At 41.8% G+C, this 24,217-nt stretch carries 25 protein-coding genes and 8 tRNA genes; 31 read left to right on the forward strand and 2 right to left on the reverse strand.

The features are described from left to right. Nucleotides 1–86: 86 nt before the first annotated feature. On the reverse strand, nucleotides 87–839 hold the full coding sequence (locus tag cpu_RS00705) for an MEDS domain-containing protein (RefSeq protein WP_075858081.1): 753 nt from the start codon (nucleotides 837–839) through the stop codon (nucleotides 87–89). Between the two features lie 336 nt (nucleotides 840–1,175). Here cpu_RS00705 and cpu_RS00710 point away from each other — a divergent pair, with 336 nt between their 5' ends. The 9 genes from cpu_RS00710 (at nucleotide 1,176) to cpu_RS00750 (ending at nucleotide 10,463) form a co-directional block, all read left to right on the forward strand. After that, on the forward strand, nucleotides 1,176–1,742 hold the full coding sequence (locus tag cpu_RS00710) for an HPP family protein (RefSeq protein WP_075858082.1): 567 nt from the start codon (nucleotides 1,176–1,178) through the stop codon (nucleotides 1,740–1,742). A 451-nt stretch (nucleotides 1,743–2,193) separates the two neighbouring features. After that, nucleotides 2,194–3,108, forward strand: a complete 915-nt coding sequence (locus cpu_RS00715; RefSeq protein WP_200800615.1) for a tetrahydromethanopterin S-methyltransferase subunit H family protein — start codon at nucleotides 2,194–2,196, stop codon at nucleotides 3,106–3,108. After that, nucleotides 3,108–4,265, forward strand: coding sequence for a uroporphyrinogen decarboxylase family protein (locus cpu_RS00720; RefSeq protein ID WP_075858083.1), 1,158 nt, complete (start codon nucleotides 3,108–3,110; stop codon nucleotides 4,263–4,265). Before cpu_RS00715 ends, cpu_RS00720 begins: the two co-directional genes overlap by 1 nt. Before the next feature lie 141 nt (nucleotides 4,266–4,406). Next, nucleotides 4,407–6,254, forward strand: coding sequence for an MtaA/CmuA family methyltransferase (locus tag cpu_RS00725; protein WP_075858084.1), 1,848 nt, complete (start codon nucleotides 4,407–4,409; stop codon nucleotides 6,252–6,254). Nucleotides 6,255–6,454: 200 nt separating this feature from the next. Next, complete coding sequence (locus cpu_RS13740; protein ID WP_200800616.1) at nucleotides 6,455–6,649, forward strand: hypothetical protein; 195 nt, start codon at nucleotides 6,455–6,457, stop codon at nucleotides 6,647–6,649. Nucleotides 6,650–6,877: 228 nt separating this feature from the next. After that, nucleotides 6,878–7,318: a dUTP diphosphatase gene (gene dut, locus cpu_RS00735; RefSeq protein ID WP_075858086.1), complete on the forward strand. Its 441-nt coding sequence runs from the start codon at nucleotides 6,878–6,880 to the stop codon at nucleotides 7,316–7,318. An 84-nt stretch (nucleotides 7,319–7,402) separates the two neighbouring features. Beyond that, nucleotides 7,403–7,477, forward strand: a tRNA-Arg gene (locus cpu_RS00740). A 129-nt stretch (nucleotides 7,478–7,606) separates the two neighbouring features. Beyond that, nucleotides 7,607–9,319 carry a two-component system sensor histidine kinase NtrB gene (locus tag cpu_RS00745; RefSeq protein ID WP_075858087.1) on the forward strand — a complete coding sequence of 571 codons (1,713 nt, stop codon included), beginning with the start codon at nucleotides 7,607–7,609 and terminating at the stop codon, nucleotides 9,317–9,319. Nucleotides 9,320–9,557: 238 nt separating this feature from the next. After that, nucleotides 9,558–10,463: a DUF8754 domain-containing protein gene (locus cpu_RS00750; RefSeq protein WP_075858162.1), complete on the forward strand. Its 906-nt coding sequence runs from the start codon at nucleotides 9,558–9,560 to the stop codon at nucleotides 10,461–10,463. Here the strand turns inward: cpu_RS00750 and cpu_RS00755 are convergent. After that, complete coding sequence (locus cpu_RS00755; RefSeq protein WP_075858088.1) at nucleotides 10,460–11,107, reverse strand: L,D-transpeptidase family protein; 648 nt, start codon at nucleotides 11,105–11,107, stop codon at nucleotides 10,460–10,462. The genes cpu_RS00750 and cpu_RS00755 overlap by 4 nt on opposite strands. 93 nt (nucleotides 11,108–11,200) lie before the next feature. Here cpu_RS00755 and cpu_RS00760 point away from each other — a divergent pair, with 93 nt between their 5' ends. The 22 genes from cpu_RS00760 (at nucleotide 11,201) to clpP (ending at nucleotide 24,204) form a co-directional block, all read left to right on the forward strand. Next, nucleotides 11,201–11,776 carry a GerMN domain-containing protein gene (locus cpu_RS00760; protein WP_075858089.1) on the forward strand — a complete coding sequence of 192 codons (576 nt, stop codon included), beginning with the start codon at nucleotides 11,201–11,203 and terminating at the stop codon, nucleotides 11,774–11,776. A 94-nt stretch (nucleotides 11,777–11,870) separates the two neighbouring features. After that, nucleotides 11,871–12,014 (forward strand): hypothetical protein, encoded by a 144-nt coding sequence (locus cpu_RS13565; protein ID WP_159433955.1) that lies wholly within the window; start codon nucleotides 11,871–11,873, stop codon nucleotides 12,012–12,014. Beyond that, nucleotides 11,980–12,777 (forward strand): glutamate racemase, encoded by a 798-nt coding sequence (gene murI, locus cpu_RS00765; protein WP_077177094.1) that lies wholly within the window; start codon nucleotides 11,980–11,982, stop codon nucleotides 12,775–12,777. The genes cpu_RS13565 and murI overlap by 35 nt, the downstream gene beginning before the upstream one ends. Beyond that, the gene (gene glmS, locus cpu_RS00770) at nucleotides 12,774–13,184 is read left to right on the forward strand and encodes a methylaspartate mutase subunit S (RefSeq protein WP_075858090.1); all 411 of its coding nucleotides are present in this window, start codon (nucleotides 12,774–12,776) and stop codon (nucleotides 13,182–13,184) included. Before murI ends, glmS begins: the two co-directional genes overlap by 4 nt. A 16-nt stretch (nucleotides 13,185–13,200) precedes the next feature. After that, nucleotides 13,201–14,556, forward strand: a complete 1,356-nt coding sequence (gene glmL, locus cpu_RS00775) for a methylaspartate mutase accessory protein GlmL (protein WP_075858091.1) — start codon at nucleotides 13,201–13,203, stop codon at nucleotides 14,554–14,556. Nucleotides 14,557–14,575: 19 nt separating this feature from the next. Continuing rightward, nucleotides 14,576–16,024, forward strand: coding sequence for a methylaspartate mutase subunit E (locus cpu_RS00780; protein ID WP_075858092.1), 1,449 nt, complete (start codon nucleotides 14,576–14,578; stop codon nucleotides 16,022–16,024). Nucleotides 16,025–16,032: 8 nt separating this feature from the next. Beyond that, nucleotides 16,033–17,007, forward strand: a complete 975-nt coding sequence (locus cpu_RS00785) for a 2-hydroxyacyl-CoA dehydratase family protein (RefSeq protein ID WP_075858093.1) — start codon at nucleotides 16,033–16,035, stop codon at nucleotides 17,005–17,007. Between the two features lie 12 nt (nucleotides 17,008–17,019). Further along, nucleotides 17,020–17,775 (forward strand): acyl-CoA dehydratase activase, encoded by a 756-nt coding sequence (locus tag cpu_RS00790; protein ID WP_075858094.1) that lies wholly within the window; start codon nucleotides 17,020–17,022, stop codon nucleotides 17,773–17,775. Next, complete coding sequence (locus cpu_RS00795) at nucleotides 17,775–18,503, forward strand: MBL fold metallo-hydrolase (RefSeq protein WP_075858095.1); 729 nt, start codon at nucleotides 17,775–17,777, stop codon at nucleotides 18,501–18,503. Before cpu_RS00790 ends, cpu_RS00795 begins: the two co-directional genes overlap by 1 nt. After that, entirely contained in the window at nucleotides 18,500–19,396 is an 897-nt protein-coding gene (locus tag cpu_RS00800; protein WP_075858096.1) for an alanine-tRNA synthetase second additional domain-containing protein, read from the forward strand. Before cpu_RS00795 ends, cpu_RS00800 begins: the two co-directional genes overlap by 4 nt. Then, the gene (rph, locus tag cpu_RS00805; protein WP_075858097.1) at nucleotides 19,396–20,160 is read left to right on the forward strand and encodes a ribonuclease PH; all 765 of its coding nucleotides are present in this window, start codon (nucleotides 19,396–19,398) and stop codon (nucleotides 20,158–20,160) included. The genes cpu_RS00800 and rph overlap by 1 nt, the downstream gene beginning before the upstream one ends. Beyond that, entirely contained in the window at nucleotides 20,135–20,743 is a 609-nt protein-coding gene (locus cpu_RS00810; protein WP_075858098.1) for an XTP/dITP diphosphatase, read from the forward strand. The genes rph and cpu_RS00810 overlap by 26 nt, the downstream gene beginning before the upstream one ends. Next, nucleotides 20,728–21,198 (forward strand): metallophosphoesterase family protein, encoded by a 471-nt coding sequence (locus tag cpu_RS00815; RefSeq protein WP_075858099.1) that lies wholly within the window; start codon nucleotides 20,728–20,730, stop codon nucleotides 21,196–21,198. The genes cpu_RS00810 and cpu_RS00815 overlap by 16 nt, the downstream gene beginning before the upstream one ends. A gap of 85 nt (nucleotides 21,199–21,283) precedes the next feature. Then, a tRNA-Gly gene (locus tag cpu_RS00820) sits at nucleotides 21,284–21,357 on the forward strand. An 11-nt stretch (nucleotides 21,358–21,368) separates the two neighbouring features. Next, nucleotides 21,369–21,444: transfer RNA gene (locus cpu_RS00825), tRNA-Arg, on the forward strand. A 107-nt stretch (nucleotides 21,445–21,551) separates the two neighbouring features. Next, a tRNA-His gene (locus cpu_RS00830) sits at nucleotides 21,552–21,629 on the forward strand. A gap of 10 nt (nucleotides 21,630–21,639) precedes the next feature. Continuing rightward, nucleotides 21,640–21,714 (forward strand) — tRNA-Gln (locus cpu_RS00835). Between the two features lie 43 nt (nucleotides 21,715–21,757). Continuing rightward, nucleotides 21,758–21,833: transfer RNA gene (locus cpu_RS00840), tRNA-Lys, on the forward strand. A gap of 130 nt (nucleotides 21,834–21,963) precedes the next feature. After that, nucleotides 21,964–22,046, forward strand: a tRNA-Leu gene (locus tag cpu_RS00845). A gap of 15 nt (nucleotides 22,047–22,061) precedes the next feature. After that, nucleotides 22,062–22,136 (forward strand) — tRNA-Gly (locus cpu_RS00850). Nucleotides 22,137–22,314: 178 nt separating this feature from the next. Further along, nucleotides 22,315–23,598: a trigger factor gene (tig, locus tag cpu_RS00855; protein ID WP_075858100.1), complete on the forward strand. Its 1,284-nt coding sequence runs from the start codon at nucleotides 22,315–22,317 to the stop codon at nucleotides 23,596–23,598. Nucleotides 23,599–23,616: 18 nt separating this feature from the next. Beyond that, nucleotides 23,617–24,204 (forward strand): ATP-dependent Clp endopeptidase proteolytic subunit ClpP, encoded by a 588-nt coding sequence (clpP, locus tag cpu_RS00860; RefSeq protein ID WP_075858101.1) that lies wholly within the window; start codon nucleotides 23,617–23,619, stop codon nucleotides 24,202–24,204. The last annotated feature ends 13 nt before the right edge of the window (nucleotides 24,205–24,217 follow it).

Below are 24,217 nucleotides of genomic sequence, written 5' to 3' on the forward strand. Positions count from 1 at the left end.
AGATGACTATATGTGAGGCTTTTTTAGTGCGCTCGGCATGGGTGTAGACTTGGATAATCGGCTGAAAGAAACCGGCGTGACCTATTTTAAACTGGGTAATTTTTTAATAGTGTAGCTGATTTGTCATTATAAAAAAGAACACTATTATGATGCTTCATTAGTTCAATTAACTGACCAAAACAATCAGACCTGATATCCTCAAAAATATAAGGACAGATAACAGCTGCCGGTAGCTTCTTCAGGATATCTTCCAAAGAACGTTCAAATTCAACCAGGTTCGAAAAACGTCCCCCACAAGATAATAAATGCGGCGAACCTGAACCCCACATAGTTGGATAACCTAGTCTAACAGTTTTCTCAATTTCATTGGCCCATATTTGAATAGGGCCGTTTTTTCCGGAACGGTTGTATTGTGCTATTAAATCAACTATTACCAGAGAATTTTTTGCTTCAAGGTCTTCAATGGGTAATCCTCTTTGTGTCAACTCCTGCCTAACGTCATCGGGATGTTGCCACCAACATCCTTTGAACAAGCGATATCCCTTAGCCAACCCTTTTTTAAAGAATTCCGCTTCTAAATTGTAAAGGTTATCTTTACTGTTTGTGACTGCCAATACATGGTCATGATGGGGGTCAATGTTATCTAGGAAACTCCGCCTCAACTGATTGAGCTGGTTAGTTTCATGAAGTTTTAATTCCAAGGTTTCTTTTTTTATGCGCCATTCTTTGCCCAATTTAATACCGGGAAGTTTTCCGGCTCTAAGCCACCTATAGATCGTATTCGGTGTTGTTCGTAAGATCTGAGCTACCTCATCAACGGTTAATAATTTTTCATTCATATCAATCGGCCTTCTCCCACTCCGTTTATTCCATTATTGTGAAAATACTGACAATATAATCGATTAATGTGCCATTTGTTATTTTTTTAATCAATTGTACCATAATACTTATTACTTAGCAAGGTTAGTGACGAATAAAGAGTTATACCGGATATCGTTTTATACATTGCAATATAATTTAATACAATTTAGTACTTTATTATTTATTGACACATAATATTCTAAATTTTATAATAACGCCAATAGTAAAGGCTGGGACCTTGTTAAAAAGTTGAGTGACTTAAATATACTATTGGGAATAAAGAAATATTGGGTTATTTTAAGGAGGTCTCGTACATGCTAAACAGCGCTTTTTTGGGTTGGTTTCAAAAATGTCTTGCCAGATTTAACTTAAAATTTTTATCCGTAGCAGCAGTAGGCAGCTTTATGTCCATTGGTTTAATCAGTTATCTGGGTTTTTTTTACGAGAAGGCTCTGATTTTTCCGTCTTTTGCAAGCTCTGCCGTGGTTTTGTTTATGACTCCGCGCCTTATGCTGCGGCAAGTCAAAAACGTTTTGGGCGGTCAATTAGTATCTGCTTTGGTTGGAGTTACCATTTATAAAATTTTTGGTTCATCTTGGTGGGCTATCTCATTAGGTGTGTCTATTGCGTTAGTAATGATGATTTTGACTGATACAATACATCCTCCGGGTGGAGCGACTGCCTTTGCAGCTATTGCTTTACATGAGGACTATTTATTTGTAATTAAACCGGTGTTTTTGGGGATGGTCCTTCTTATTTTGATAGCATTGATGATTCAGTTTTGCGCAGGCTTAAAAAAAGATAATTTTAAAACTATAGGGAGTTTCTTAATTGAAGCAAGAAACTTTTATAAACAATTTAAAGAAAAAAATTACCAATAGTAGAATAATTTAAGACAACAAAGTATAAAAAGGATTCTAAAGTTAAAGAGATGATGGATAACCTAACAAAAAACTAAAAACTCGATTATCTGAAATTATACAATTTTATACAATGTTGTATATTGACAAACATTATTATACGTTTTATAATTCAAATCAAAGATATTGCAATATTCAGACATATCTAAATTTTGCTTACAAATGACCAGATACATCAGTTTCGGGCGATAATAAAGTTTTTGGTGGGCTGTGTTTTAAATTCTTACTGGAAGAATAAAGGAAATTACCGGAAGAAAAGTTGCATAAACGAGGCGAAAAACATTTTTTTGATTCGTATTACTCTTTGTGTCAGGTGGAGCTCGAGTAAAAGAACCACAAAAAAGCTCAAGGTATAAAGCCTTGACATAAAGGAAATTTAATTTTCAAAATTTACATATTTTAGGAGGGATTGATGTTGGTCAACTATCATGTGCTAAAAATTGGTGACGCAACTATAGGGGGTCTTTTTGGCTCAAACACTGGCTTGGTTGTAGGAAGTATTTTCTACGACAAGCACTCTTTGGTTTCCGACCCTTTCTCCGGTGAGTTTGATATTTCCCGAGCAGCAGAATTAGTGGAGCGTGTTAATAAACTCAGTAAGCGGTATGGAGTTCAAATGGCTTTTGACGTCATTGCCGCTACTTCTGAAGCTATGGAACGTTTTCTGGAATTTATTAGTGCGCATACAAGCCTCCCTTTAATAATTAATGCCACTGAAGCTGAGGTTCGTATAGCAGGCCTTGAGGCGGCGGCTAAACTTGGGATTCTAAATCGCTCGATTTATGCTTCCTTAAATGAGGATACTGTAGACGACGAATTGGAAGCACTTGGTCGGCACCGCCCGGCTGCCGTCATGATTCTTGCCAGCGATGTTAGTAATCCTACCCCTGAGGGGACTTGCGAAATGATTGAAAACTATTATCACCCTATGTTAAAGGAGATTGGGGTTGTAGCTCCGATTGTTGATGTAGGTACTATGGACCCACCTTCGATAGGCTTAAATATCCGCCAAATTCAGGCTGTACGGGAACGTTTCGGTTATCCTGTGGGTTGTGCCTTTTCTAACTGTTTTCCACAATGGACCAGTGTGAAAAATTTGGGCCGGGAGTGGGTAAATCTGTCTTTGGCAACGGCCCTTGCCGTCTGTCGTGCAGCCGGCGCAGACTATTTGCACTACGGCATCATTGAGAAAGCTGCAATAGCAGCTCATGTGTCGGGGACTGCAGAAGTATTTTATGGATTTGCGGCTAAGGAACTGGATGGGTATAAACTGCCGGAAAGTCATCCCTTATGGAATATGTTCAAGTTCTCAGGAGAGATGGAGTAATGTCACTCCGGATAAAGTTAGCAGAATTGCTTTCCGGAAACTGGAGCGGTCCACCGCTAATTGACGTTGGAACGACATCCCTCACGGGCATTCGGGTTGGTGCACTTCCGCATTTGCGAAAAGACAATGCAGTGGCCCATCCTATTTACGAAATTCTCCCTTTGAAACCAATGGAATATATTCGCTTAGGGTCTGATTTCATCCGTACCGGTCTGCTATTTGACCTCCCGGTGATAACCGATGAGCCTTTTACTGATGCTTTTGGCGTTCAATGGCAAAGAGACAAAGGTTTTTTATCACCAATTAGCCATCCTTTGGAAACTGCAGGTCTTAAGGGTATTTTGCATTACCCTAAACCCCAATGGCGGAACCAAGTACAGCTTGTTGAACCGGAATTTAGAAACGGTGGCATTTTAATTGCAGATGCTCCTTGCCCAGGCCTCTTAGATCTGGCCTTTATGCTGCGCAACCCCTGGCGGTTTATGGAAGACATTGCTGAAAAAAACTGGCAGATCACCACGGCCATCCTTGATTGGTCATTGGAAACTATTGTTGATGCCTATAATTACATGTTAATGTCGCTTCCTGAACAACCGGATATCATCATTTATAGCGATGATCTAGGCTACCGGAACGGTATGTTTTTTTCTCCATCGGATTTCCGTAAATTTGTTCGTCCGTATATGCATTCGTTGTTGACCCGGCTTAGACAGTTAACCCCGGCAGCGATCTGTTTTCACAGTTGTGGAGCTATTCGGCCCATTCTGAAGGATATAGCAGAATTGGGTATCGAGATATTTAACCTGGATACCAAGGCTAAAGGGATGAATGTTTTGGAAGTGCGGCGAGAACTGCCTGCTTCGATAATATTGCATGGTTCAAACGACCTGTCTGCTTTGGGCGAAGCCGTAGCGAATAAGGACAAGGCTAGAATTGCCTTATTAATTACAGAGTTGGCTCAAACTGCACCGGTTATTGCCGGGCCCCTGGACAATGTGTCTTCAGCAGAAGAAGTACTTGCGGCCATCCGTGGGGCGGCTTTTATCCGCAGTTTTTCCAACGAAGATTTTGAAATATTGCGTCAAATTGGTCCGGTTCGAAACATTATTGAAGAAGCAATAGAAAAAACATTTTCAACAGAATTGCCTGTCCTTTAATATAAAGCGCATTTTTCAAGGTTCTGGCCAAACTTGCAAAGACAATTTATTCTGGGAAAAGGTGGTGAGGTATATACGAATAAGTCTAAAGAACTGCTTATAATTCACGAATAATACAAAAAGTTTAAGGAGAGAGTAAGTATGCCCAAAATGACCAGCCGGGAAAGAGTTTTTGCGGCAGTTACTATGAAAGAACTGCCGGATCAGTTACCCGTAAACCCTTTGTTGATGACACGGGGCATTCGCGAGGGGGGAGTTAGAGTTGATGAGGTTCTGTTCGATGGTGAGGCCATGGCCAGAGCCAAAATCAAAGCTCATCAAAAATTCGGCGGAGATGTGGTGGTTGCCGGGACAGACTTGTTTACCCCGGTAGAGAATCTGGGTGCCGTATTAGAATACCTGCCCTATGCACAACCCTCATTGGTAGAACATCCCGCGCCTACAAAAGAAGCTTTTTACCGTCTAAAAGATAACTACCTAAAGAATGGCTTTAATCCGGAAAAAGGCCGTTTGAGAGCAATTCAAGAAGAAATAAGAACTTTTATTAAAGAAGGTTGGAAAGATACCCACGTACTAGCCACCCCCGTTGGCGGTCCTATTACTACCGCTCAGATGGTTACCGGAACAGACAACTTTTTTACTTACTTAGCTGAAGATCCGGATTTTGCTAAAGAGGTTATAGAATTATCTCTTGACGTTGTTAAAAATGTCTGTCGGATGATGTTTGAAGCCGGTATTGATGTTGTCAATATCCTTGACCCATTCTGCTCCAGTGATATTTTACCGCCGGAAATGTATAGAGAGTTTGGCTTGCCCTACCAGCGGAGGTTATTTGCTTATATTAAGGAAATTGGCGGTGTCGGGCTTCTTCATACATGCACCTTTACCCAACCCATTTGGTCCGACATTGCCAATAGCGGCGCCATTAACTTTAACGGCGATATGTATCCTGGAGCAGACCATGCCAAGCGGGCTATCGGAGACAAAATTTCACTGATGGGTACGGTTAGCCCCTATTGGACGTTAGTCCATGGTACCCCAGAGGATGTTGCCCGGGAAGTAAAGAAACTGGCGGTTGAAGTGGGGTACAACGGAGGTTTTGTCTGCATGCCCGGTTGTGACATTGACTGGACTGTTCCAGAAGAAAACTTACGTGCGTTGATTGAAACCTGCGCATCGATCAAGTACCCGATAGACATCGAAGCTCTTGGTGACCTGAGCGATGTTTATTTGCCCGGCCACCCCAAACACCCGGGTATGCGCAAAATTTCAACGGATAACGACCAAATGGTTAGAATGGGAATTCAAAAGACTCAGGTAAAGAAAACTCCTGAAGAAGAGGTATATTTTAACCTGGCCAATGCGATTATGGAATATGATGACGAGAAAGTTGTTGAGTGGACTAAAAAAGGTTTAGAACTCGGTTTGACCCCTCAGCAAATTATATTTAGCGGTTTATCCCTTGGGATGAAAATGGTCGGAGATTTGTATGAGCGTAACGAACGTTTCGTGACCGATATGCTTAAATCTGCCAAGACAATGGAAAAGGCTATGGCTATTCTTGCTCCGCTGCTGGAAGCGTCGGGTTCAGGAGATGGCAAGAAAGAAACGGTCGTAATGGGACTGGTACGTGGCAACACCCAAGACATCGGCAAAAATCTCGTGGTTCTTATGTTAAAGGCAAATGGTTTTAATGTTATAGACCTTGGCAAGAACGTTAAACCTGAAGAGTTTATAGAAGCAGCAGAAGCAAATAATGCTGTAGCCATTGGTATGTCTGTTATGACCAACTCATCTGTTGTCTATGCGGAGAAAACTGTGGAATTACTTAAAGAGAAAGGTCTGGCCGACAAATATCTGGTAATGACCGGTGGAGCAGCGATGAATGAGCAAATTGCCGCGCAAATAGGTGCCAAATATGGTTCGGATGCTAATGCAGCTGTTTTATTAGTAAAAGAATATCTTGCAGCAAAAGAAAAGTCTAACTAGTAGATCCTGGTGGTACTTGGCGAAGAAGTTTTTAGCAGGGGTGACCAATATGGTACACCCCTATTCTGTCTAGATAACAAAGGAGGTTAATTATGCCTTTATACGATTTTGTTTGTAGTGAATGTGATGCAAGGCGTCAAGTATTAGTAGATTATCACGCCAAGAATGATTTGGAACTTATATGCGTCCAATGTGGAGGTGTGATGCGAGCTGTTCCGGTAGCGATGTTCACTGTCATTAGTTCGAAAAATGTAAAACAGCCTACCAATAAGAAGCAAGTTAAGCCTTGCGGACATACTCATAAGTGTAGCTGTGCCGCAGCGATTACACAAAAGGCTCCTAATCCTTTTCAAAAACAAATTGACGAAGCCCTGGGGACTGGCGAGTACCAGTAAAAGCGTGCCCGGTTGTTATAATGGCTGCCTGTTATTCTGGCTACAACATTTGGTTTTTCGGGTAAGACTGACCCCGGATCAGTCAGGGGTATTTTTTTGTGTGTGCCCGACATTGGTGCAGAAAATATTTTCCAAACTTTTTAAATCCTAAATTTTTATTTAAAAAGTTTCCTAAAGAGTTGAGAAGCTTTTATAATAGTAGTTAAAAAATAAACTTTGGAGGATAAGATGCGCGGATTTGAAGTAGTTAGTTTTTATGCAGAAAAAAACATTAACCTTCCCCGGCGGAAGACCCGGGCTAGTGCGGGCTACGATTTAGAAGCGGCAATTGACGTGGAAATAAACCCGGGCGAGGTAAAACTTGTACCAACCGGGCTAAAAGCTTTTATGCCCGAGGATGAAGTGCTATTAATTTATATTCGAAGCAGTCTTGCGGTTAAAAGGGGTTTACTTTTAGCTAACGGGGTAGGGGTAGTGGATGCGGATTACTACAATAATCCGGAAAACGAGGGTCATATTTTGGTGCCCTTATTTAATCCCCAAGGAAAACCAGTGGCTATTAAGAAAGGAGAGCGAATCGCCCAGGGTATATTTACCAAATACCAAAAAACCTATGATGATGAAGCTTATGATGTGCGCACGGGCGGTTTTGGCTCTACCGGGCAGTAAAAAAATAACAGCAAAATTTCTTTGATAAGAACTTGCCTTGGTAGAAAAAATGTGTATAATAGTAAGAGCGAGGAGTGAAGTTTTGCGCCCGTAGCTCAGCGGATAGAGCGCCGGCCTCCGGAGCCGGGTGCGTAGGTTCGATTCCTGCCGGGCGCACCATAAATTACGAGAAAAACCGGGTTTATTTATCAAAAGCCCGGTTTATTTTTTTTCTATAGCAGGAAAATTTAAATAAATGTAGAAAAATAATGGTAAATCATATAAATGTTTACTAAATAGTTTAGGGGAGTGAGGGGTATAAAAGGCAGGTATTTTTACCTGACTCTTCTTTTAGTAATGCCGCTGGTGGTACTGGGAGCGATCTTGTATTATATTTTTTATATAGAAATACCAGAACTAACCCAAAGAAATTTATCCTATGCTGCTACCCATTTAGCCTCAGAAATTGAGGGAGACTTTTATACTTTTGGATTAAAAGATGCAAAAACATTTTTTGATACTTATGAGCTATCGGATTTGAACCATCTATTAACCTGGTTTCCCGGGGTGTTGATAAGCTTTATAGAATATCCGGAAGTAAAGGCAATTAATTATTCTAATGAAAACGGTCACGTAACTAAAGATCCTGAAATAATTAGCAAAGAATTTACGGCGGAAATTAAAAATATAATTACCCAAAAAAAATATCCTTATTATGGAAAACTAAATCTGCCCCAAGGAAAAGCTTATATATTCTTGCAACCGATATATTTAAAGGGCAAACTTTCTGGTTTTATTGTCGCCCACCAAAATCAAAGCTACCTATCATTTATATTATCTGACCTTTTTAGAGTTACTGGTAGTGTGGTGTTATTATTGCTTTTAGCCGGAGTGGGCTATGGCATACATTATTTATTTTTAGTTGACCGGAGGACAATAGCCCTTACGAAATCCAACTGGGATTTACAACGAAAGCTCAAAGCAGTTTTGGAAAGTGCCCAAATAGGGGTAATCTTAATTGACCGGGAAAAAACAATCTCTTATGTTAATCCTATGGCTGAAGAATTCTTTAAAATAATTTCTGCGGAGGCTATCGGGAAAAAGTACGAGGAGTTTATTAAGAATTTTCTGTTAACAGACGATAAAACCAAGTCATCTTTGTTAATTCATACTCTGCAAACGGGAAATCCAGTATTAAAAAAACAGATAACTTTTAAAGTTGACGGAAAAGTGCGATTTGGAGAAGTATGTACAGGGGTAATTTATAATTTTTTGGGACAAATGGAAGGAGCGTTTTTACTTATTCAGGATATTACCGAGAAAAAACAAATAGAGGAGTTAAATGTTAAAAACCAGCAATTAGCAGCGGCGGGCGAAATCATGTCGGAGCTTACCCACGAATTAAAGAATTCTTTTATGGTGTTAAAAGGTTTATCAAAGCTTTGCCAGGATGGACGTCCAGAACTAAAAATGCTTGATGAGGAAATAAACCGCCTCTATCATTTAACGTTAGAGTCTTTAAATTTAACCAAAGCTTACCGGGCAAAAAAAGAGCGGATTGATTTCTATAAACTGGTGGTGGAATCGTTGGCCCTAATTGATAAAGAAGCTCGGAAACAAAAAGTGAAAGTGGAGACATTCCTTCACTACCCTCCTTATTTTTACGGGGACAGGAATCTCTTAAAACAAGCTCTTTTAAATGTTTTTTTAAATGCGGTAGAGGCGATGGAAGGAGGAGGCTGTTTAAAGGTTTATCTTGATTACAATATAAAAAGCAAAGAAATGATATTGACGGTGGCGGACAATGGTCCGGGTATACCAACTGAGTTATTACAAAAGGTGAATCAACCCTTTTTTACCACCAAAGAAAACGGCACTGGGCTGGGATTGCCCTTTACCAAAAGAGTAGTGGAATTTCATTTAGGAAAACTTACCATTAAAAGTGAAGTAGGAAAAGGAACGTGGGTAATTATAACTTTACCGGTAGAGGAGGCTATGCATGGAAAAGCTCAGGTGGTATGAAGGAGTAAGGGATGGGAGCGGATTTTCAAAGCTTTAAAGATAACTCTTGGTTGGATAATCTTTTAATCCTGGGTCTTTCGGCTTTAATTTTGGCCTGGCCTGGTAAGCAAGTCTACAGGCCGAATCGGTGAGAGCATTTTTTTTTGGAAATTGCTTTTGGTAAAAGCTTTCGTTAGAGATGTACAACTCCTTTTTTGGTGGTAAAATTATCTTAAAACCAAAAAAAGGAGCGGGTATAGTGAAAAGGGTTGTTAGTGTGAGCTTAGGTTCATCTAAAAGAGATAAAGCTCTTGAAGCTGAGTTTTTAGGGGAAAAGTTTATCATTGAACGCCGTGGTACCGATGGTGACTATAATAAAGCTCTAGAAGTTTTAAAAGAACTTGATGGCAAAGTGGATGCTATTGGGCTTGGAGGAATTGATGTATATCTTTATGCCGGTGGACGCCGGTATGCAATAAGAGACGGCCTTAGACTTTTACAGGCAGTAAAAACTACTCCAGCGGTAGACGGCAGTGGACTTAAAAATACTTTAGAACGAGAAGTGGTACGGGAGCTTGCCCGGGAGGGGATTATCACCCCTAAAAGTAAAGTATTGCTGGTTTCAGGAGTAGACCGCTTTGGAATGGCGGAGGCTTTAGTGGAAACCGGGGCTCAAGTAATTTTTGGGGATTTGATTTTTGCTCTTGGTATTCCAATTCCCATTAAAAAGCTTGGTACTTTGAATGTTTTAGCGGCCCTTTTACTTCCCATTTTTACAAAACTTCCTTTTCAGGTTCTCTACCCAACAGGTAAAGAACAGGAAATCCGGGAAAAGAAAACCCGACACGACCGTTACTACCAGTGGGCAGATATAATTGCCGGAGATTATCTCTATATCAAAAAACATTTGCCCGAAAGGATTGACGGTAAGATAATTTTAACCAATACGACAACTAAAGAAGATGTAGAAGAGTTAAAAATCAAGGGGGCAAAAATGCTGGTGACTACCACGCCGGTGTTAAACGGTCGTTCTTTTGGAACAAACGTGATGGAGGGGGTACTTTTAACTCTGTTAAACAAAAAATGGGAAGAAGTAACTCCCGATGATTATTTGCAACTTTTAAAGAAGCTAGGTTTTAAGCCCAATGTTATTGAGTTAAATTAACTGCTTATTCCCAAGAGGTGGTACATTTTCCGGTTAACACGGTTATCATAGGGAAGGCCGTAGTCATTCCTAAATTTGACTACGGCTTTTTCCATTTGCGGGCCAAAAATACCGTCTAAAGGACCAGGGTAGTAACCTTTTAGTTTTAAAAGCTCCTGGATTATCAGTACATCGCTTCCTTTTGATCCGACTACGAGCTGACGCCAGGGTTCTGCCTGGTAGGTAAAAGGATTGCCTAAAATAATTACCTGGTCGCCGGGATTTACCCTTTCATACAAATCTTCCACATGCCGGTTTAACATCCGGATGCAACCGTGGCTGGCGTAACTTCCAATCGACCCGGGCTTGTTAGTTCCGTGAATACCATACATCCCCCAGGGTACATTTAAACCTAAAAAACGACTGCCAAAACCACTGCCCCAGTTTTTGCGCATGAAGGTTATTTTAAACTTGCCAATGGGCGTGGGTGTTTCTAAATCACCGAGAGCAACCGGGTATTTTTTTATATATTTATTGTCACTAAAAAGGTAAAGGGTTCTAGACCGGGCTTCAATGATGATAATGTTTTTATTAGAGGCCAAAGAAACTTTAAAGTTAAGAGAAAACATTAAAATTAAAAAAATAACCAGAAGTTTGCGAGACATTTTTCATCCCTCCAGTAATAAACTTGTCCTTTTCCGAATACTTATTTATTAGTATTAAACTAAAAGGAAGGTTTATTTAAGGAGGTGAAAAAAATGAATAAGAAAATTTTAGTAATTTTCTTGGCGATTATTTTAATGGTGGCCGTTACCGGATGTGGCCTGTGGGAAAAGATTTTTAAACAAAAAGCGGTGGTACCGGATAAAACGGAAGTACGGGAAGAAAATGTGGATGTAAGTCAAAACGTAGAAATGACGGAAGTGGTGTTATACTTTGTTGATGAGACTGGCGAGTACTTAGTACCGGAAAAACGAGCAATAGCTAAAGTACCTTCTATAGCCCGGGAAACTTTAAATGAGCTTTTCCTCGGACCTAAAACTTCTGGCTTAAAACCAGCGGTACCGGCAGGTACGGTACTGCGGGACATTAATATTAAGCCCGATGGCCTTTGCATTGTAGATTTAAGCCGGGAAATAGTGGAAAATCATCCTGGGGGTTCGGCAGCGGAAGCTTTAACCGTCTATTCGATTGTGGATACCCTTTGTCAGTTTCCGACTATTAAAAAAGTGGAGTTTCGGGTAGAAGGGGAAAAGGTGGAAAGCTTAAAAGGGCACATGGATTTAACGATACCGGTAGAAAAAAATGAAGCGATGATTAAAATCCAAAACTAAGGAAAACCTTTTTTGGCTTTTGGCCGAAAAAGGTTTTTTTCTTAAAATCCCTTGACTTTTTTTGTGTTTGGAGTTTTTTTTAAAAGGGCAGTAGATGGAAAAAACAGCTTTTATGTGGGATAATAAAAGAGAGTATCAAGGGATGGGATTTGGCAATAAAATATCTACTGGCGACTATAAAATATTTACAGGAGGTTTAGCCGTTGGACAACGCTTCACTGGGAATAGGAATTTTTGATTCGGGAGTGGGCGGGGTAACCGTCCTAAAAGAATTAATAAATTTACTGCCGCGGGAAAATTTTTATTATTTAGGAGATACAGCCCATGTGCCTTATGGCTCCAAATCCAAAGAGGAGCTTTTAGTTTTAGGAGAGGCCATTATTCGTTTTTTCTTAAAATTAGGGGTTAAGATGGTGGTTTTTGCTTGCAATACCAGTTCAGCCTTAACCTTACCGATTTTAAAAGAAAAATATCCGGTTTTAATGGAAGGAATGATCGAACCTTTAAGAAAAAATTTATCTTCCATTGCAAAAGTTGGGGTACTGGCTACCAAAGCAACCGTAGAAAGCGGACTTTATGAAAAAAAATTATTGGAGAGCAATAAGTTTCAAAAAGTCCAAATGATGGCTTGTCCTCTTTATGTGCCTTTAATTGAAAAGGGCATAATAACGGGACCGGAAGTGGAAGCGGCAACCCGTGAATACCTTGAGCCGCTTATAGCCGATGGGCTTTTTGATATTATCCTTGGCTGTACCCATTATCCTTTTTTAGGAAAGACTATAAATAAATTATACCCAAAGGTACGCTTAATTGACCCTGCGGCTTATGTGGCTCAGGAAGTTTATCTAAAATTAAAAGAAAATAAATTATTAGGTAAAAATGAGGGTAAAGTAGAGTTTTTTGTTACCGGAGATGGGGAAAGCATAAAAAAACTTGGGAGTTTGTATTTGGGCTCTACGATAGATACTGTTAAAAAAATTGACCTGGGGGTTATGGTATGAAAGAAGTAAACTTAGTACTTGGGGTAATTGGAGCTGATGTTCATGCGATAGGTAATAAAATTCTGGAGTATGCCCTAACCAATGCTGGCTTTCGCGTGCATAACCTGGGGGTGATGGTAAGTCAAGAGGAATTTGTTAAGGCGGCGTTAGAAACGGATGCCCGGGCGGTACTTGTCTCTTCCCTTTACGGGCACGGGGAAATTGATTGCCGGGGGCTTAAGGAAAAATTTATTGAAGCTGGGTTGGAAAATGTCCTCTTGTATGTCGGCGGCAATTTAGTGGTAGGAAAACAGGATTTTGCCGAAGTGGAAAAGAAGTTTAAAGCGATGGGCTTTGACCGGGTATTTCCTCCGGGAACTATGCCGGAAGAAGCTATTTTAGCTTTAAAACAAGACCTTGGACTATAACTAGGGGGCTAATATTGTGGCTTTAGGGCTTTTTCTGGATATTGGAAGTACATATACAAAAGGACGGGTGGTAGATTTAAAAACCGGGCAACTCCTGGCGTCGGCAAAGGCCTACACTACTGTAGAAACCGATGTAACAATTGGCATAAACGATTGCCTTTTAGAATTGTCCCGGCAGGTGGGAAAACAGGAGTATAAATTAAAGCTTGCTTCCTCTTCGGCCGCCGGGGGACTTAGGATGGCGGCGGTAGGACTGGTCAAGGATTTAACTACTGAAGCGGCGAAAAAGGCAGCTCTTACCGCCGGCGCTCGAGTAGAAAAAACGTATAGTTATGAATTGACTCCTGAGGATTTAGACGAGCTTTTGGCCTTAAATCCTGACATTATTCTGCTAGCCGGAGGTACCGACGGGGGAAATAAAAAGTATATTGTGGAAAATGCCAAAAAACTTTCCCGGTTAAAGCTAAAAGGAACGGTTTTGGTGGCGGGGAACCGCTCGGCGGCTAGGGAGATTGCGGAAATTTTTGCGGGCAAGGTGGATTTTAAAATTGCTCCTAATGTTCTTCCGGATTTAAATAATTTAAATATTGAACCGGTGCAAAAGATTATTCGGGAAATCTTTTTAGAAAAAATAGTTGAAGCTAAAGGCTTAAAAAAGGCCGAACAAATCGTCGATAAAGTCATGATGCCTACTCCTCTGGCGGTTTTAAAAGGGGCGGAAATTTTAGCTAAAAAGCTTGGCGAGCTTATCTTGGTTGACGTCGGGGGGGCTACCACTGATGTTTATTCGGTAGCTTCGGGCACACCAACCTTATCGGGCGTAAGTTTAAAAGGTCTTCCGGAACCGTACGTTAAAAGAACGGTCGAGGGGGATTTAGGGTTAAGGCGAACGGTAAAAAATGTAGTAGAGTATGGGGAAAAGGAGTTTTTAGCTTTAGGGATTAGTATGGAAGAAGTTAATAGCTATGTTGCAAAAATTTCCCAAATTCCTACTTATCTCCCTAAAACCTCCGGAGAATGGGAAATCGAAATAGCTTTAGCCCGAATTTGTGTAAAAACCGCAATGAACCGGCATGCGGGAAGACTTGAAGAAGTCTGGACTCCTTCCGGGAAAAGTTACATTCAGTACGGTAAGGATTTAACAGCGGTACCGGTTCTGGTGGGAACAGGAGGACCGCTGGTTTATACCAGAGAGCCAGCAGGGATTTTAGCGGCGGGAACCTATGAAGAAAGTATACCAAGTATATTAAAGCCAAAGAATCCAAGATTTTACTTAGATACCAGCTACCTTTTATTTGCTATTGGATTATTAGCCGAGGAAGATATGGATACTAGTATAAAACTTTTAGATTTCATTGAAGAAATTTCATAACACTGGGAGGAATTACGCAATGAAAGGGAAAATTGACCTTGATGAGTTTTTTAAAAAGCGCGCTGAAGTTTTAGCTACCTGGCCTACCGGGGCAGAAGTTTCGTTGGAAGAGGGAATTAATTTTCATAAAGCCTTACCGCCGGAAAAAAACTTTGCTTTAAAACTTAAAAAAGTAAAAGAGGAAGGAGTAACCGCCATTCAACCCCGGGCTGGGGTTGCTTTACTAAACGAGCATATAGCTCTTTTGAAATATTTAGAAAAAGAAGGGGAAGCGGATTTTTTGCCAACGACTATAGACAGTTATACCCGGCAAAATCGCTATCAGGAAGCCCAAAGAGGAATAGAAGAAAGCCTAGCGGAAGGTCGTTCCATGTTAAACGGGTTTCCGGCAGTAAATTACGGGGTATATCCCTGCCGCAAAATTATTGAAGAATTAAAGGTTCCGGTACAGGTACGCCACGGGACTCCCGATGCCCGGCTTTTGGCAGAAATAACCTTGGCGGGAGGATTTTCTAGCTTTGAAGGGGGAGGTATTACCTATAACATCCCTTACGCTAAGGAGGTACCTTTAAGAAAATCTCTTGAAGACTGGCAGTATGTTGACCGCTTAATTGGTTATTATGCGGAAAACGGGGTTTTGATAAACCGGGAATCTTTTGGGCCCCTTACGGGCACTTTAGTACCGCCGGCTATTACCATTGCCATAAATATTTTAGAGTTACTTTTAGCTGCAGAGCAAGGGGTAAAAAGCTTTACCCTGGGTCTTGGGCAATGTGGAAATTTAAACCAGGACGTAGCAGCTTTGCACGGGATGGTTGAACTGGCTGAAGATTACTTAAAACGCTTTGGTTTTCCGGATGTGGATTTAACCACTGTCTTTCACCAGTGGATGGGCGGTTTCCCGCAGGATGAGGCCCGGGCCTTTGCGGTCATTGCCTGGGGGGCTGTGGCAGCGGCATTGGCAAAAGCTAATAAAGTTATTGTGAAAACCCCTCATGAAGCTTTAGGGGTTCCTACTAAAGAAGCCAATGCCCAGGGGTTAAAAACTACCCGGCAGATTGTAAATATGCTAAAAGACCAGCGGTTTATGGTTAATGAAGAATACCTTTTAGAAAAAGAAATGGTGAAAAAAGAAGCAAGGGCGATCATTGAACGCACCTTGGAGCTTGGTGAAGGAGAACTGGTAACAGGTATTGAACGGGCTTTTGCTGCGGGAGTTATTGATGTGCCTTTTGCTCCCAGTCGTTTTAATCTTGGGAAAATCCTGCCGGCAAGGGATGATACCGGGGCTGTGCGGATTTTAGAGTTTGGGAATCTTCCCTTTGATAGCGAAATCCGGGAATATCACCAGGAACGGTTAAGACGCCGGGGGCTTAAAGAGGGAAGGGAGCCGAGCTTTCAAATGGTAATAGACGATATTTATGCTATTGGTAAAGGGATGCTAGTAGGAAAACCAAGGACAAAGTAGGTGAAGCTATGAAAGTTGGAATTACCACGACGATACCGGTAGAAGCGGTTTTTGCTGCTGGTAAAATTCCGGTAGATTTAAACAATATTTTTATTACCGCTCCTTCTCCCCAGGCACTGGTGGAAGAGGCCGAGGAAGAGGGGTATCCGCGCAACCTCTGTGCCTGGATTAAAGGTTTATATACGGTGGCCAAAAATGACCCGGAAATTTCTACGATTATTGCCGTAACCCAGGGGGATTGCAGCAATACCCATGCTTTAATGGAAACCTTAATGTTAGCGGGCAAAGAAATTATTCCTTTTGCCTATCCCTTTGACCGGGATTATGACTTATTAGCCCACCAGCTGGAAAAGTTAATTAAAGCTCTTGGGACATCCTGGGAAAAGACGCGGGAAGTTAAAAAGAAGTTAGATGAAATAAGAAAGTTTTTGGTGGAGTTGGATTTTCTAACTTATGCCGAAGGTAAAGTAACCGGTTTCGAAAATCACCTCTGGCTAGTATCGTCGAGCGATTTTAACCAAAATCCCGAGGAATTTCAGAAAGAGTTGGAGGAATTTTTAAAAGAAGTAAAAAAGAGACCACGGGAAAAAGAAAAACTAAGAATTGCTTATATCGGGGTACCCCCGATTATTCCAGACCTTTATGATTATTTAGAAGAGCGGGGAGCAAGGGTGGTGTTTAACGAGGTACAGCGGCAATTTTCCATGCCGTATTTAGAGGAAGACTTAGTGCGGCAGTACCAGCTTTATACTTATCCTTACGGAATTTTTGCCAGGCTTTCGGATATCAAAAAAGAATTAGAAATGCGGGAAGTGGATGCGGTTATTCATTATGCCCAGAGTTTTTGCTACCGCCAAATTGAGGATTTAATCATCCGCCGGGAAATTCACCTACCAATATTAACTTTGGAGGGAGATAAACCGGGGAGGATGGATGCCCGCACCCGGATGCGGGTGGATGCTTTTTTAGACATGATTCGTTAAAAGGTGATAAACATGCATATAGGAATTGACCTTGGGAGTAGAAACGTAAAAATGGCAATAAAAGAAGACGGGGAACTTAAGTTTTTACTTTTTGATACGGTAAGCTTTTACCGGAAATACGGAAAGCTGGTGGATGGCGAATTGGTGGTGGATTTTTCGGCTATAGGGTTAAAGGAAATTGCAAAAATCGTCTCCACCGGCTATGGACGCCAGGCGGTTAAAATTAAAGGTGGGGAAGAAATACCGGAAATCCGTGCCCATGCTTTAGGGGCGGTTTACCAGACGGGGCTTTTGGATTTTACCCTTTTAGACCTAGGGGGACAGGATAGCAAAGTGGTATTAGTGCGCAAGGGTAAGCTTATTGATTTTCTTACTAACGATAAATGTGCCGCTTCTACCGGAAGATATCTGGAAAATATGGCTTCGGTATTAAAGATTTCTTTAGATGAACTGGGAAATTTCTACGAAAATCCAGTAGAACTATCTAGTACCTGTGCTATTTTTGGCGAAACGGAACTTTTAGGCAAGGTGGTAGAAGGGTATTCTCTGGAGCAGTTAGCTGCTGGGGTAAATTATACTATTTTTAAAAGGATTGCTCCAATGTTAAAAAAACTTTTTTCACCAAAAGTAGTATTTACCGGCGGAGTGGCCTACAGTAGGGCTCTAAAACATATTATTGAAAAGGAGCTTGAGGTAGAAGTAGTAATTCCCCGGGAGCCACAGTTTAACGGAGCAATCGGCTGCTTAAAATACGGGGGTGGGCTTTAATGCGGCTAACAGTTTTAGGGTGCTGGGCACCTTTCCCAGCACCGGGCGGGGCAACTTCCTCATACCTTTTAGAAACGGAGGAAGTAAAGGTATTAGTGGATGTGGGCAGTGGAGCAGTGGCGAACCTTTTAAAATGGGGACAGCCGGAAAAGTTAGATGCGGTAATCCTTTCCCACTGGCATGAAGACCATGTAGCCGATTTACCAATCCTCCGTTATCTGGCGCGAAGCTTATTTTTTACTGGAAAACGAGCGGAAAAAATAAAGCTTTTTTACCCCGAGGCTCCAGAGAAACCGGATTTAGCAAAATATCAGGAGTTTTTTGAGTTAATTCCTATTGGAGAAGGGGAATTTTTCAATTTAAAGGGCCTTGGTGTTTGGGCTGTAAAAAATACCCATGCCGTGCTCTCCTACGGGTTTAAGTTTACGGCAATGGGCAAAACCTTTGGTTATACTGGCGATACCGGCTATTTAAAGAGCCATGAAGAGTTTTTCCGTGGCGTTGATTTATTATTGGCAGAGTGTACCGGGTTGAAGCAAGATACCAGTTTTACCCAGGATAATCACTTAACCACTTACGATTGTGCCAATTTAGCGAAAAACGCTGACGTGAAAACCCTAGTTATAACCCATTTTTGGCCTTTTTATGAGGTTTTGAAGCTTCTTGGGGAAGTTCAGGAAATTTACCCTGGGGTTTTAGCTGCCCGGGAGGGAATGGTAATATTATGAGCATTTATCCCCATGAGTATCTGTTAAAAGCTGTTTATTTTGCTCCCCGGGGTAAACACCGGCTCATGGCGTTAGGTTCAGTCCTGGCAGAGCGGTATTTAACCCCTAAAGACAAACTGGTGGGATTAATAGGTGATGCCGGGGCTGGGAAATCACTTCTTATCCGGGGAATGTTTCCCGGATTGGAACTTACCAATGATGACGAAGGTATTAATATTCGGCCTTTGCCGTTAATGGAAGATTATGAGCGGGAAAATTTCCGTCACCACTCTTATCACCTGGATGTTCGCTTTGAGCTGGCTTTTACCCCGCCCTTTCGCCTGGCGGATGCGGTTAAAAAAGCTATCGATAAAGGTCGACGGGTAATCATTGAACATTTTGACTTATTATATCCCCATTTAAAGATTAATGCCGAGCTTTTAATTGGTATTGGGGCTGAGGTGATACTCTTTCGTCCTAATGTTTTTGGCCCTTTTCCCCAGGAAGTGGCCGAGGAAGTGTTTCCCTCACTGGTTTTTCGGAAAATGGCTCATTCGGCGGAAGACCTTACGGGATATGTTTTAAGGGAAATGGGGATTTTAAAGCCGGAGGTCCATAGCGATATTCGTCACGGTTTTTTGCTGGAATTTAAGGAAAAACCGGAAATTGATCTTGAGGCGCTGGAGAAAAGGGTTAAAGAGTTGATTGCCGCTAACCTTACAATTTGTTATTATGATGAAGAACATATTAAGCTTGGTGGGGAAAAGGTGGAATGTACCGGACCCCGCATTCATGTTTCCCGTACTGGCGAAATAAAAGGTTTTAAAATAGTTAAAGAGTTAAAATACGACCCCATTGAAAAGCTTTATATTATTGCCGGGGTTGTAGGACAACAGGAAAACGGGGTGATTTAATGCGCAGTGACGGTAGAGAAAAGGACCAATTAAGGGCGGTAAAGATTATCACCGATTACATAAAACACGCCGAAGGCTCGGTGTTAATAGAAATGGGCGATACCCGGGTAGTTTGTACCGCTACCGTTGAAGATAAAGTGCCTCCTTTTGCCAAAGGGGAAGGAAAAGGCTGGATTACTGCCGAGTACGGGATGCTCCCCCGGAGTACGGAAACGCGCAATATCCGGGAAGCGGCCAAAGGCAAACAGTCAGGGCGAACATTAGAAATTCAGCGGCTAATCGGCCGGGCCTTACGGGGAGTAGTGGATTTAAAAGCTTTAGGGGAACGTACCCTCTGGATTGACTGTGATGTCATCCAGGCCGACGGTGGTACCCGGACGGCTGCAATTACCGGATCTTTTGTGGCTTTGGCGCTGGCTTTAAACAAACTGGTGGAAAACGGTATATTACCTGTGATACCGTTAAAAGATTTTGTGGCGGCGGTTAGTGTGGGAATCGTTGAAGGGGAGGCGGTCTTAGATTTAAATTTTGCCGAGGACTCTAAAGCGCTGGTGGATATGAATGTGGTGATGACTGGAAATAACCGTTTTGTAGAAGTCCAGGGTACCGGCGAAGAGGCAAGTTTTTCAATGGAAGAATTACAGGAACTTCTGACCTTAGCCCAAAAAGGGGTTGGGGAACTAATTAATATTCAAAAACAAGCCTTAGGGGAAATTGCTGGAAAGATAGGGATTGTAAATGGAGCAAATAGTAATAGCCAGTAAAAATCAGGGTAAGATTAAAGAATTTTCTTCCATGCTTTCGGAATTAAAGGTATCATTTTTAAGCCTTTTAGACTTTCCGGAAATCGGGGAAATCCCCGAAGAAGGCGCGACTTTTGAAGAAAATGCTTTGCAAAAAGCATCCCTGGTCGCAAAGCTTACCGGGCTTCCGGCTTTAGCCGATGATTCGGGGCTTGTGGTTGATGCTTTAGGGGGAAGACCGGGAGTATATTCGGCCCGCTATGCGGGTGAACCCAAGGATGACTTTAAAAATATCCAAAAACTTTTGCAGGAATTAAAAGGCGTGCCAGCTGCAAAAAGAACTGCCCGCTTTGTGGCTGTCCTTTGCCTTTATTTCCCTGATGGTCACAGGGTAATGGCCCGGGGAGAATGTTCGGGGATTATTTTAAACGAGCTTAGGGGTAAAGGTGGCTTTGGCTATGATCCTGTTTTTTATCTTCCTGAGTATGGGAAAACCATGGCTGAACTACCCCTTGAGGTAAAAAATAAAATTAGCCACCGGGCCAGGGCCTTAGTAGAGCTTTTTCAAAAAATTAAGGAGGCAAAACGGTGGAATTTCTTGTAGTTAGCGATACCCATGGGCGCGTTGAAAAAGTAGTAAAGTATGCCAAAGGGCGTGCTTTTACGGGAATAATCCATGCGGGGGATTATTACCGGGATGGGATTTTTCTGGGTTCGGAGCTGGGAATACCGGTGTATGCGGTTTATGGGAACTGCGATGGTGTTTGGGACGGCATAGAAGAAGAAACAATTGAAATATCAGGGAAAAGAATATTTTTAACCCATGGACACTCTTATTACGTCAAACATGATCTTAAACTTTTGGCACAAAAAGCAGAAAGTTTAAAGGCTGAACTGGTAATATTCGGTCATAGCCACGTTCCGGTTTATACTAGGATAAATGGCCTTTGGTTTTTAAATCCGGGAAGCCCATCCCTACCTCGGGAGGGAAAAGGGGGGAGCGTTGCGATCTTAAAGATTTTGGAAGAAGGTTTTGAGGCCGAAATTGTTTATTTATAACGTTTTTCCGCCAAAATTCACCAGCAAATTATTTATTGACAAAACCGGTTTATTTATTTATACTAATTGATGCACGGAGAAACGAGCGGGTGTAGCTCAATGGTAGAGCCCTGGCCTTCCAAGCCAGTCGCGTGGGTTCGATTCCCATCACCCGCTCCATTTATTGATTTGTCCCTGTAGCTCAATGGATAGAGCAACGGACTTCTAATCCGTAGGTTGGGGGTTCGAGTCCCTCCGGGGACGCCATTTCTGGAGGTCAGAAGTCGGAAGTTAGAGGTTAGGTTACATCTAACTTCAGTTAATTAATAAATTATTTTCCAACCTCCAATCTCCAATATCCAATTTCCAATATGGTGGGTGTAGCCCAACGGTTAGGAGGCGCATGACTGTGGATCATGACAGTGTGGGTTCAAATCCCATCACCCACCCCAAATTCCCTACTGGGGCGTAGCCAAGCGGTAAGGCAGCGGTCTTTGGAACCGCCATTCGTTGGTTCGAATCCAGCCGCCCCAGCCACTTGACAATAACGGCGAAGGCCGTTATAATAAATCTTTGTTGTGAGCCATTAGCTCAGTTGGTAGAGCACCTGACTTTTAATCAGGGTGTCGAAGGTTCGAGTCCTTCATGGCTCACCATTCTTTAGAAATTAGAAGTTAGAGGTTAGACGGTAAAATAACCTTTAGCTTTTTATTTATATTTTTTTTATATTTTTTGTTTTATTTCCAATTTCCATTTTCTAACCTCCAAATTCTAACTTCTAAAAGCGCGGGTGTGGCGGAACTGGCAGACGCGCTGGACTTAGGATCCAGTGGGCAACCGTGGGGGTTCAAGTCCCTCCACCCGCACCAGTTAAACTAAAATTGGCGGAAGTGGCTCAGTGGTAGAGCATCGCCTTGCCAAGGCGAGGGCCGCGGGTTCGAATCCCGTCTTCCGCTCCAGAAGAAATGCTCCGGTAAAGCCGGAGTTTTTTGTTATTTAGGCATTTTTAGTTGCACAAAACTGTGAGAGTGTGTAGAATATAATAGTAATTGAGTATCTTTTTGGTTTAGTTTTAAATGCCATAAAATGGCAAAATAAAGATAAAAATTTAAATACATACTGCAAGGAGGATATTCAATGAAAGTAACAAAAGAAAAGCTTGAAAAAAGTCGAGTGGAATTAACTGTAGAGGTAGAAGCCGAAGAAGTTGCCAAAGCGTACGAAAAAGCTTATAAAAAAATTGCTCAAAAAGTAGTAATACCAGGATTTAGAAAAGGAAAAGCCCCTCGTGTCTTAGTAGAACGACAGGTGGGTCAAGGTTACATTCTCGAAGAAGCTTTAGATGCGCTTTTGCCGGAAAGTTACGTCAAGGCTATAGAGGAAGCAGCTATTGAGCCGGTGGATAAGCCTGAAGTTTCCTTAGTTTCCTATGGAGTTAATGAACCTCTGGTTTACAAAGCGGTGGTGGATGTAAAGCCTGATGTAGAGCTCGGGCAGTATACCGGTTTGGAGGTAACGAAAATGCCGGTAGAGGTAACCGAAGAAGAAGTAGAAAAAGAGCTTACCTACCTTCAAAACCGTTATGCCAAGCTAGTTACCGTTGAAGATGGAGAGGCTAAACTTGGGGATATGGTAGTAATCGATTTTGCCGGAAAAATTGATGGAGAACCGTTAGAAGGGGGTAGCGCTGAAGATTATCGGTTAGAACTTGGCTCTAACGTTTTTATTCCGGGATTTGAAGAGCAAATCGTGGGGATGAAGCCAGGGGAAACCAGAGAAATAAACGTCACTTTTCCGGAAGATTACCATAAAAAAGATATTGCGGGTAAGCCTGCAGTCTTTAATGTAACCTTAAAAGAAATTAAAAGAAAAGAAGTAGCTCCTCTTGATGATGAATTTGCCAAAGATGTTTCCGAATTTTCCACTTTAGAAGAACTAAAAGAAGACCTGAAGAAAAAGATTGCCCAATCCAAAGAAAATATCGCCCGGGAAAAGATGGAGAGTGACTTAATTGAGAAGGCTGTCGATAATGCGGCGGTAGAAATCCCGGAAAGCCTAGTAAATCACGAAGTAGACCATATCCTTCATTATTTTGAAGAGGAATTAAAGTATGAAAGATTAACATTAGAGCAATATCTTGAATATCAGAAAAAAACCTTAGAGGAACTAAAAGAAGAATTAAAGCCAAGGGCAGAAAGAAATGTTAAAACCGAGCTGGTTTTAGAAGCCATAGCTAAAAAAGAAGGAATTACCGCATCTTCTGAAGAATTAGAACAGGAGCTTAGTAAAATTGCTGAGCTTTACCAGCAGCCGGTAGAGGAGATTAAAAAGCTCTTTACCGGTCGGATGGATGATCTTTCTTATTCCATCGTCCGCCGGAAAACTATTAACTTTTTAGTTGAAAATGCCAAAACCGTTTAAATTTAAGGAGGTATCATTATGAGCTACTTAGTTCCCATTGTAGTGGAGCAAACCAGTCGTGGGGAAAGAAGTTATGATATTTGGTCAAGGTTACTAAAAGACCGCATAATATTTATTGGAGGGCCCATTGACGACCATGTGGCCAATTTGGTAATAGCTCAAATGCTGTTTTTAGAAGCAGAAGATCCAGAGAAAGACATTCATTTATACATTAATTCCCCTGGTGGAGTAGTGACCGCGGGAATGGCCATTTATGATACTATGCAGTATATTAAACCGGATGTTTCTACCATCTGCATAGGTCAGGCGGCGAGTATGGGAGCTTTTCTCTTAGCAGCAGGGGCTAAAGGTAAGCGTTTTTCCTTGCCTTATGCCCGGATTATGATTCACCAGCCGTTAGGGGGAGTGCAAGGACAGGCGACCGATATAGATATCCACGCCCGGGAAATCTTACGGATGAAAGATACTTTAAATGAGTTGTTGACCAAACATACCGGCCAGCCTAGGGAAAAAATCGATCGGGATACCGAGCGGGATTTCTTTATGTCGGCTACAGAAGCTAAAGCGTACGGAATTATCGATGAGGTGATCACTGTACGCAAATAAGTTTTGAGGTGAT

This window comes from Carboxydothermus pertinax (assembly GCF_001950255.1).
Lineage (GTDB): Bacteria > Bacillota > Z-2901 > Carboxydothermales > Carboxydothermaceae > Carboxydothermus > Carboxydothermus pertinax.

Bases quoted from the DNA above. Each gene is read 5' to 3' on its own strand.
- cpu_RS00755 (WP_075858088.1), bottom strand. From the start codon at position 11,107: ATGTCTCGCAAACTTCTGGTTATTTTTTTAATTTTAATGTTTTCTCTT.
- cpu_RS00785 (WP_075858093.1), top strand. From the start codon at position 16,033: ATGAAAGTTGGAATTACCACGACGATACCGGTAGAAGCGGTTTTTGCT.
- rph (WP_075858097.1), top strand. From the start codon at position 19,396: ATGCGCAGTGACGGTAGAGAAAAGGACCAATTAAGGGCGGTAAAGATT.
- glmS (WP_075858090.1), top strand. From the start codon at position 12,774: ATGAAAGAAGTAAACTTAGTACTTGGGGTAATTGGAGCTGATGTTCAT.
- clpP (WP_075858101.1), top strand. From the start codon at position 23,617: ATGAGCTACTTAGTTCCCATTGTAGTGGAGCAAACCAGTCGTGGGGAA.
- cpu_RS00780 (WP_075858092.1), top strand. From the start codon at position 14,576: ATGAAAGGGAAAATTGACCTTGATGAGTTTTTTAAAAAGCGCGCTGAA.
- cpu_RS00710 (WP_075858082.1), top strand. From the start codon at position 1,176: ATGCTAAACAGCGCTTTTTTGGGTTGGTTTCAAAAATGTCTTGCCAGA.
- cpu_RS00760 (WP_075858089.1), top strand. From the start codon at position 11,201: ATGAATAAGAAAATTTTAGTAATTTTCTTGGCGATTATTTTAATGGTG.
- cpu_RS00725 (WP_075858084.1), top strand. From the start codon at position 4,407: ATGCCCAAAATGACCAGCCGGGAAAGAGTTTTTGCGGCAGTTACTATG.
- cpu_RS00800 (WP_075858096.1), top strand. From the start codon at position 18,500: ATGAGCATTTATCCCCATGAGTATCTGTTAAAAGCTGTTTATTTTGCT.
- tig (WP_075858100.1), top strand. From the start codon at position 22,315: ATGAAAGTAACAAAAGAAAAGCTTGAAAAAAGTCGAGTGGAATTAACT.
- cpu_RS00720 (WP_075858083.1), top strand. From the start codon at position 3,108: ATGTCACTCCGGATAAAGTTAGCAGAATTGCTTTCCGGAAACTGGAGC.
- cpu_RS00715 (WP_200800615.1), top strand. From the start codon at position 2,194: ATGTTGGTCAACTATCATGTGCTAAAAATTGGTGACGCAACTATAGGG.
- cpu_RS00790 (WP_075858094.1), top strand. From the start codon at position 17,020: ATGCATATAGGAATTGACCTTGGGAGTAGAAACGTAAAAATGGCAATA.
- cpu_RS00705 (WP_075858081.1), bottom strand. From the start codon at position 839: ATGAATGAAAAATTATTAACCGTTGATGAGGTAGCTCAGATCTTACGA.
- cpu_RS00795 (WP_075858095.1), top strand. From the start codon at position 17,775: ATGCGGCTAACAGTTTTAGGGTGCTGGGCACCTTTCCCAGCACCGGGC.
- cpu_RS13565 (WP_159433955.1), top strand. From the start codon at position 11,871: ATGGAAAAAACAGCTTTTATGTGGGATAATAAAAGAGAGTATCAAGGG.
- dut (WP_075858086.1), top strand. From the start codon at position 6,878: ATGCGCGGATTTGAAGTAGTTAGTTTTTATGCAGAAAAAAACATTAAC.
- cpu_RS00810 (WP_075858098.1), top strand. From the start codon at position 20,135: ATGGAGCAAATAGTAATAGCCAGTAAAAATCAGGGTAAGATTAAAGAA.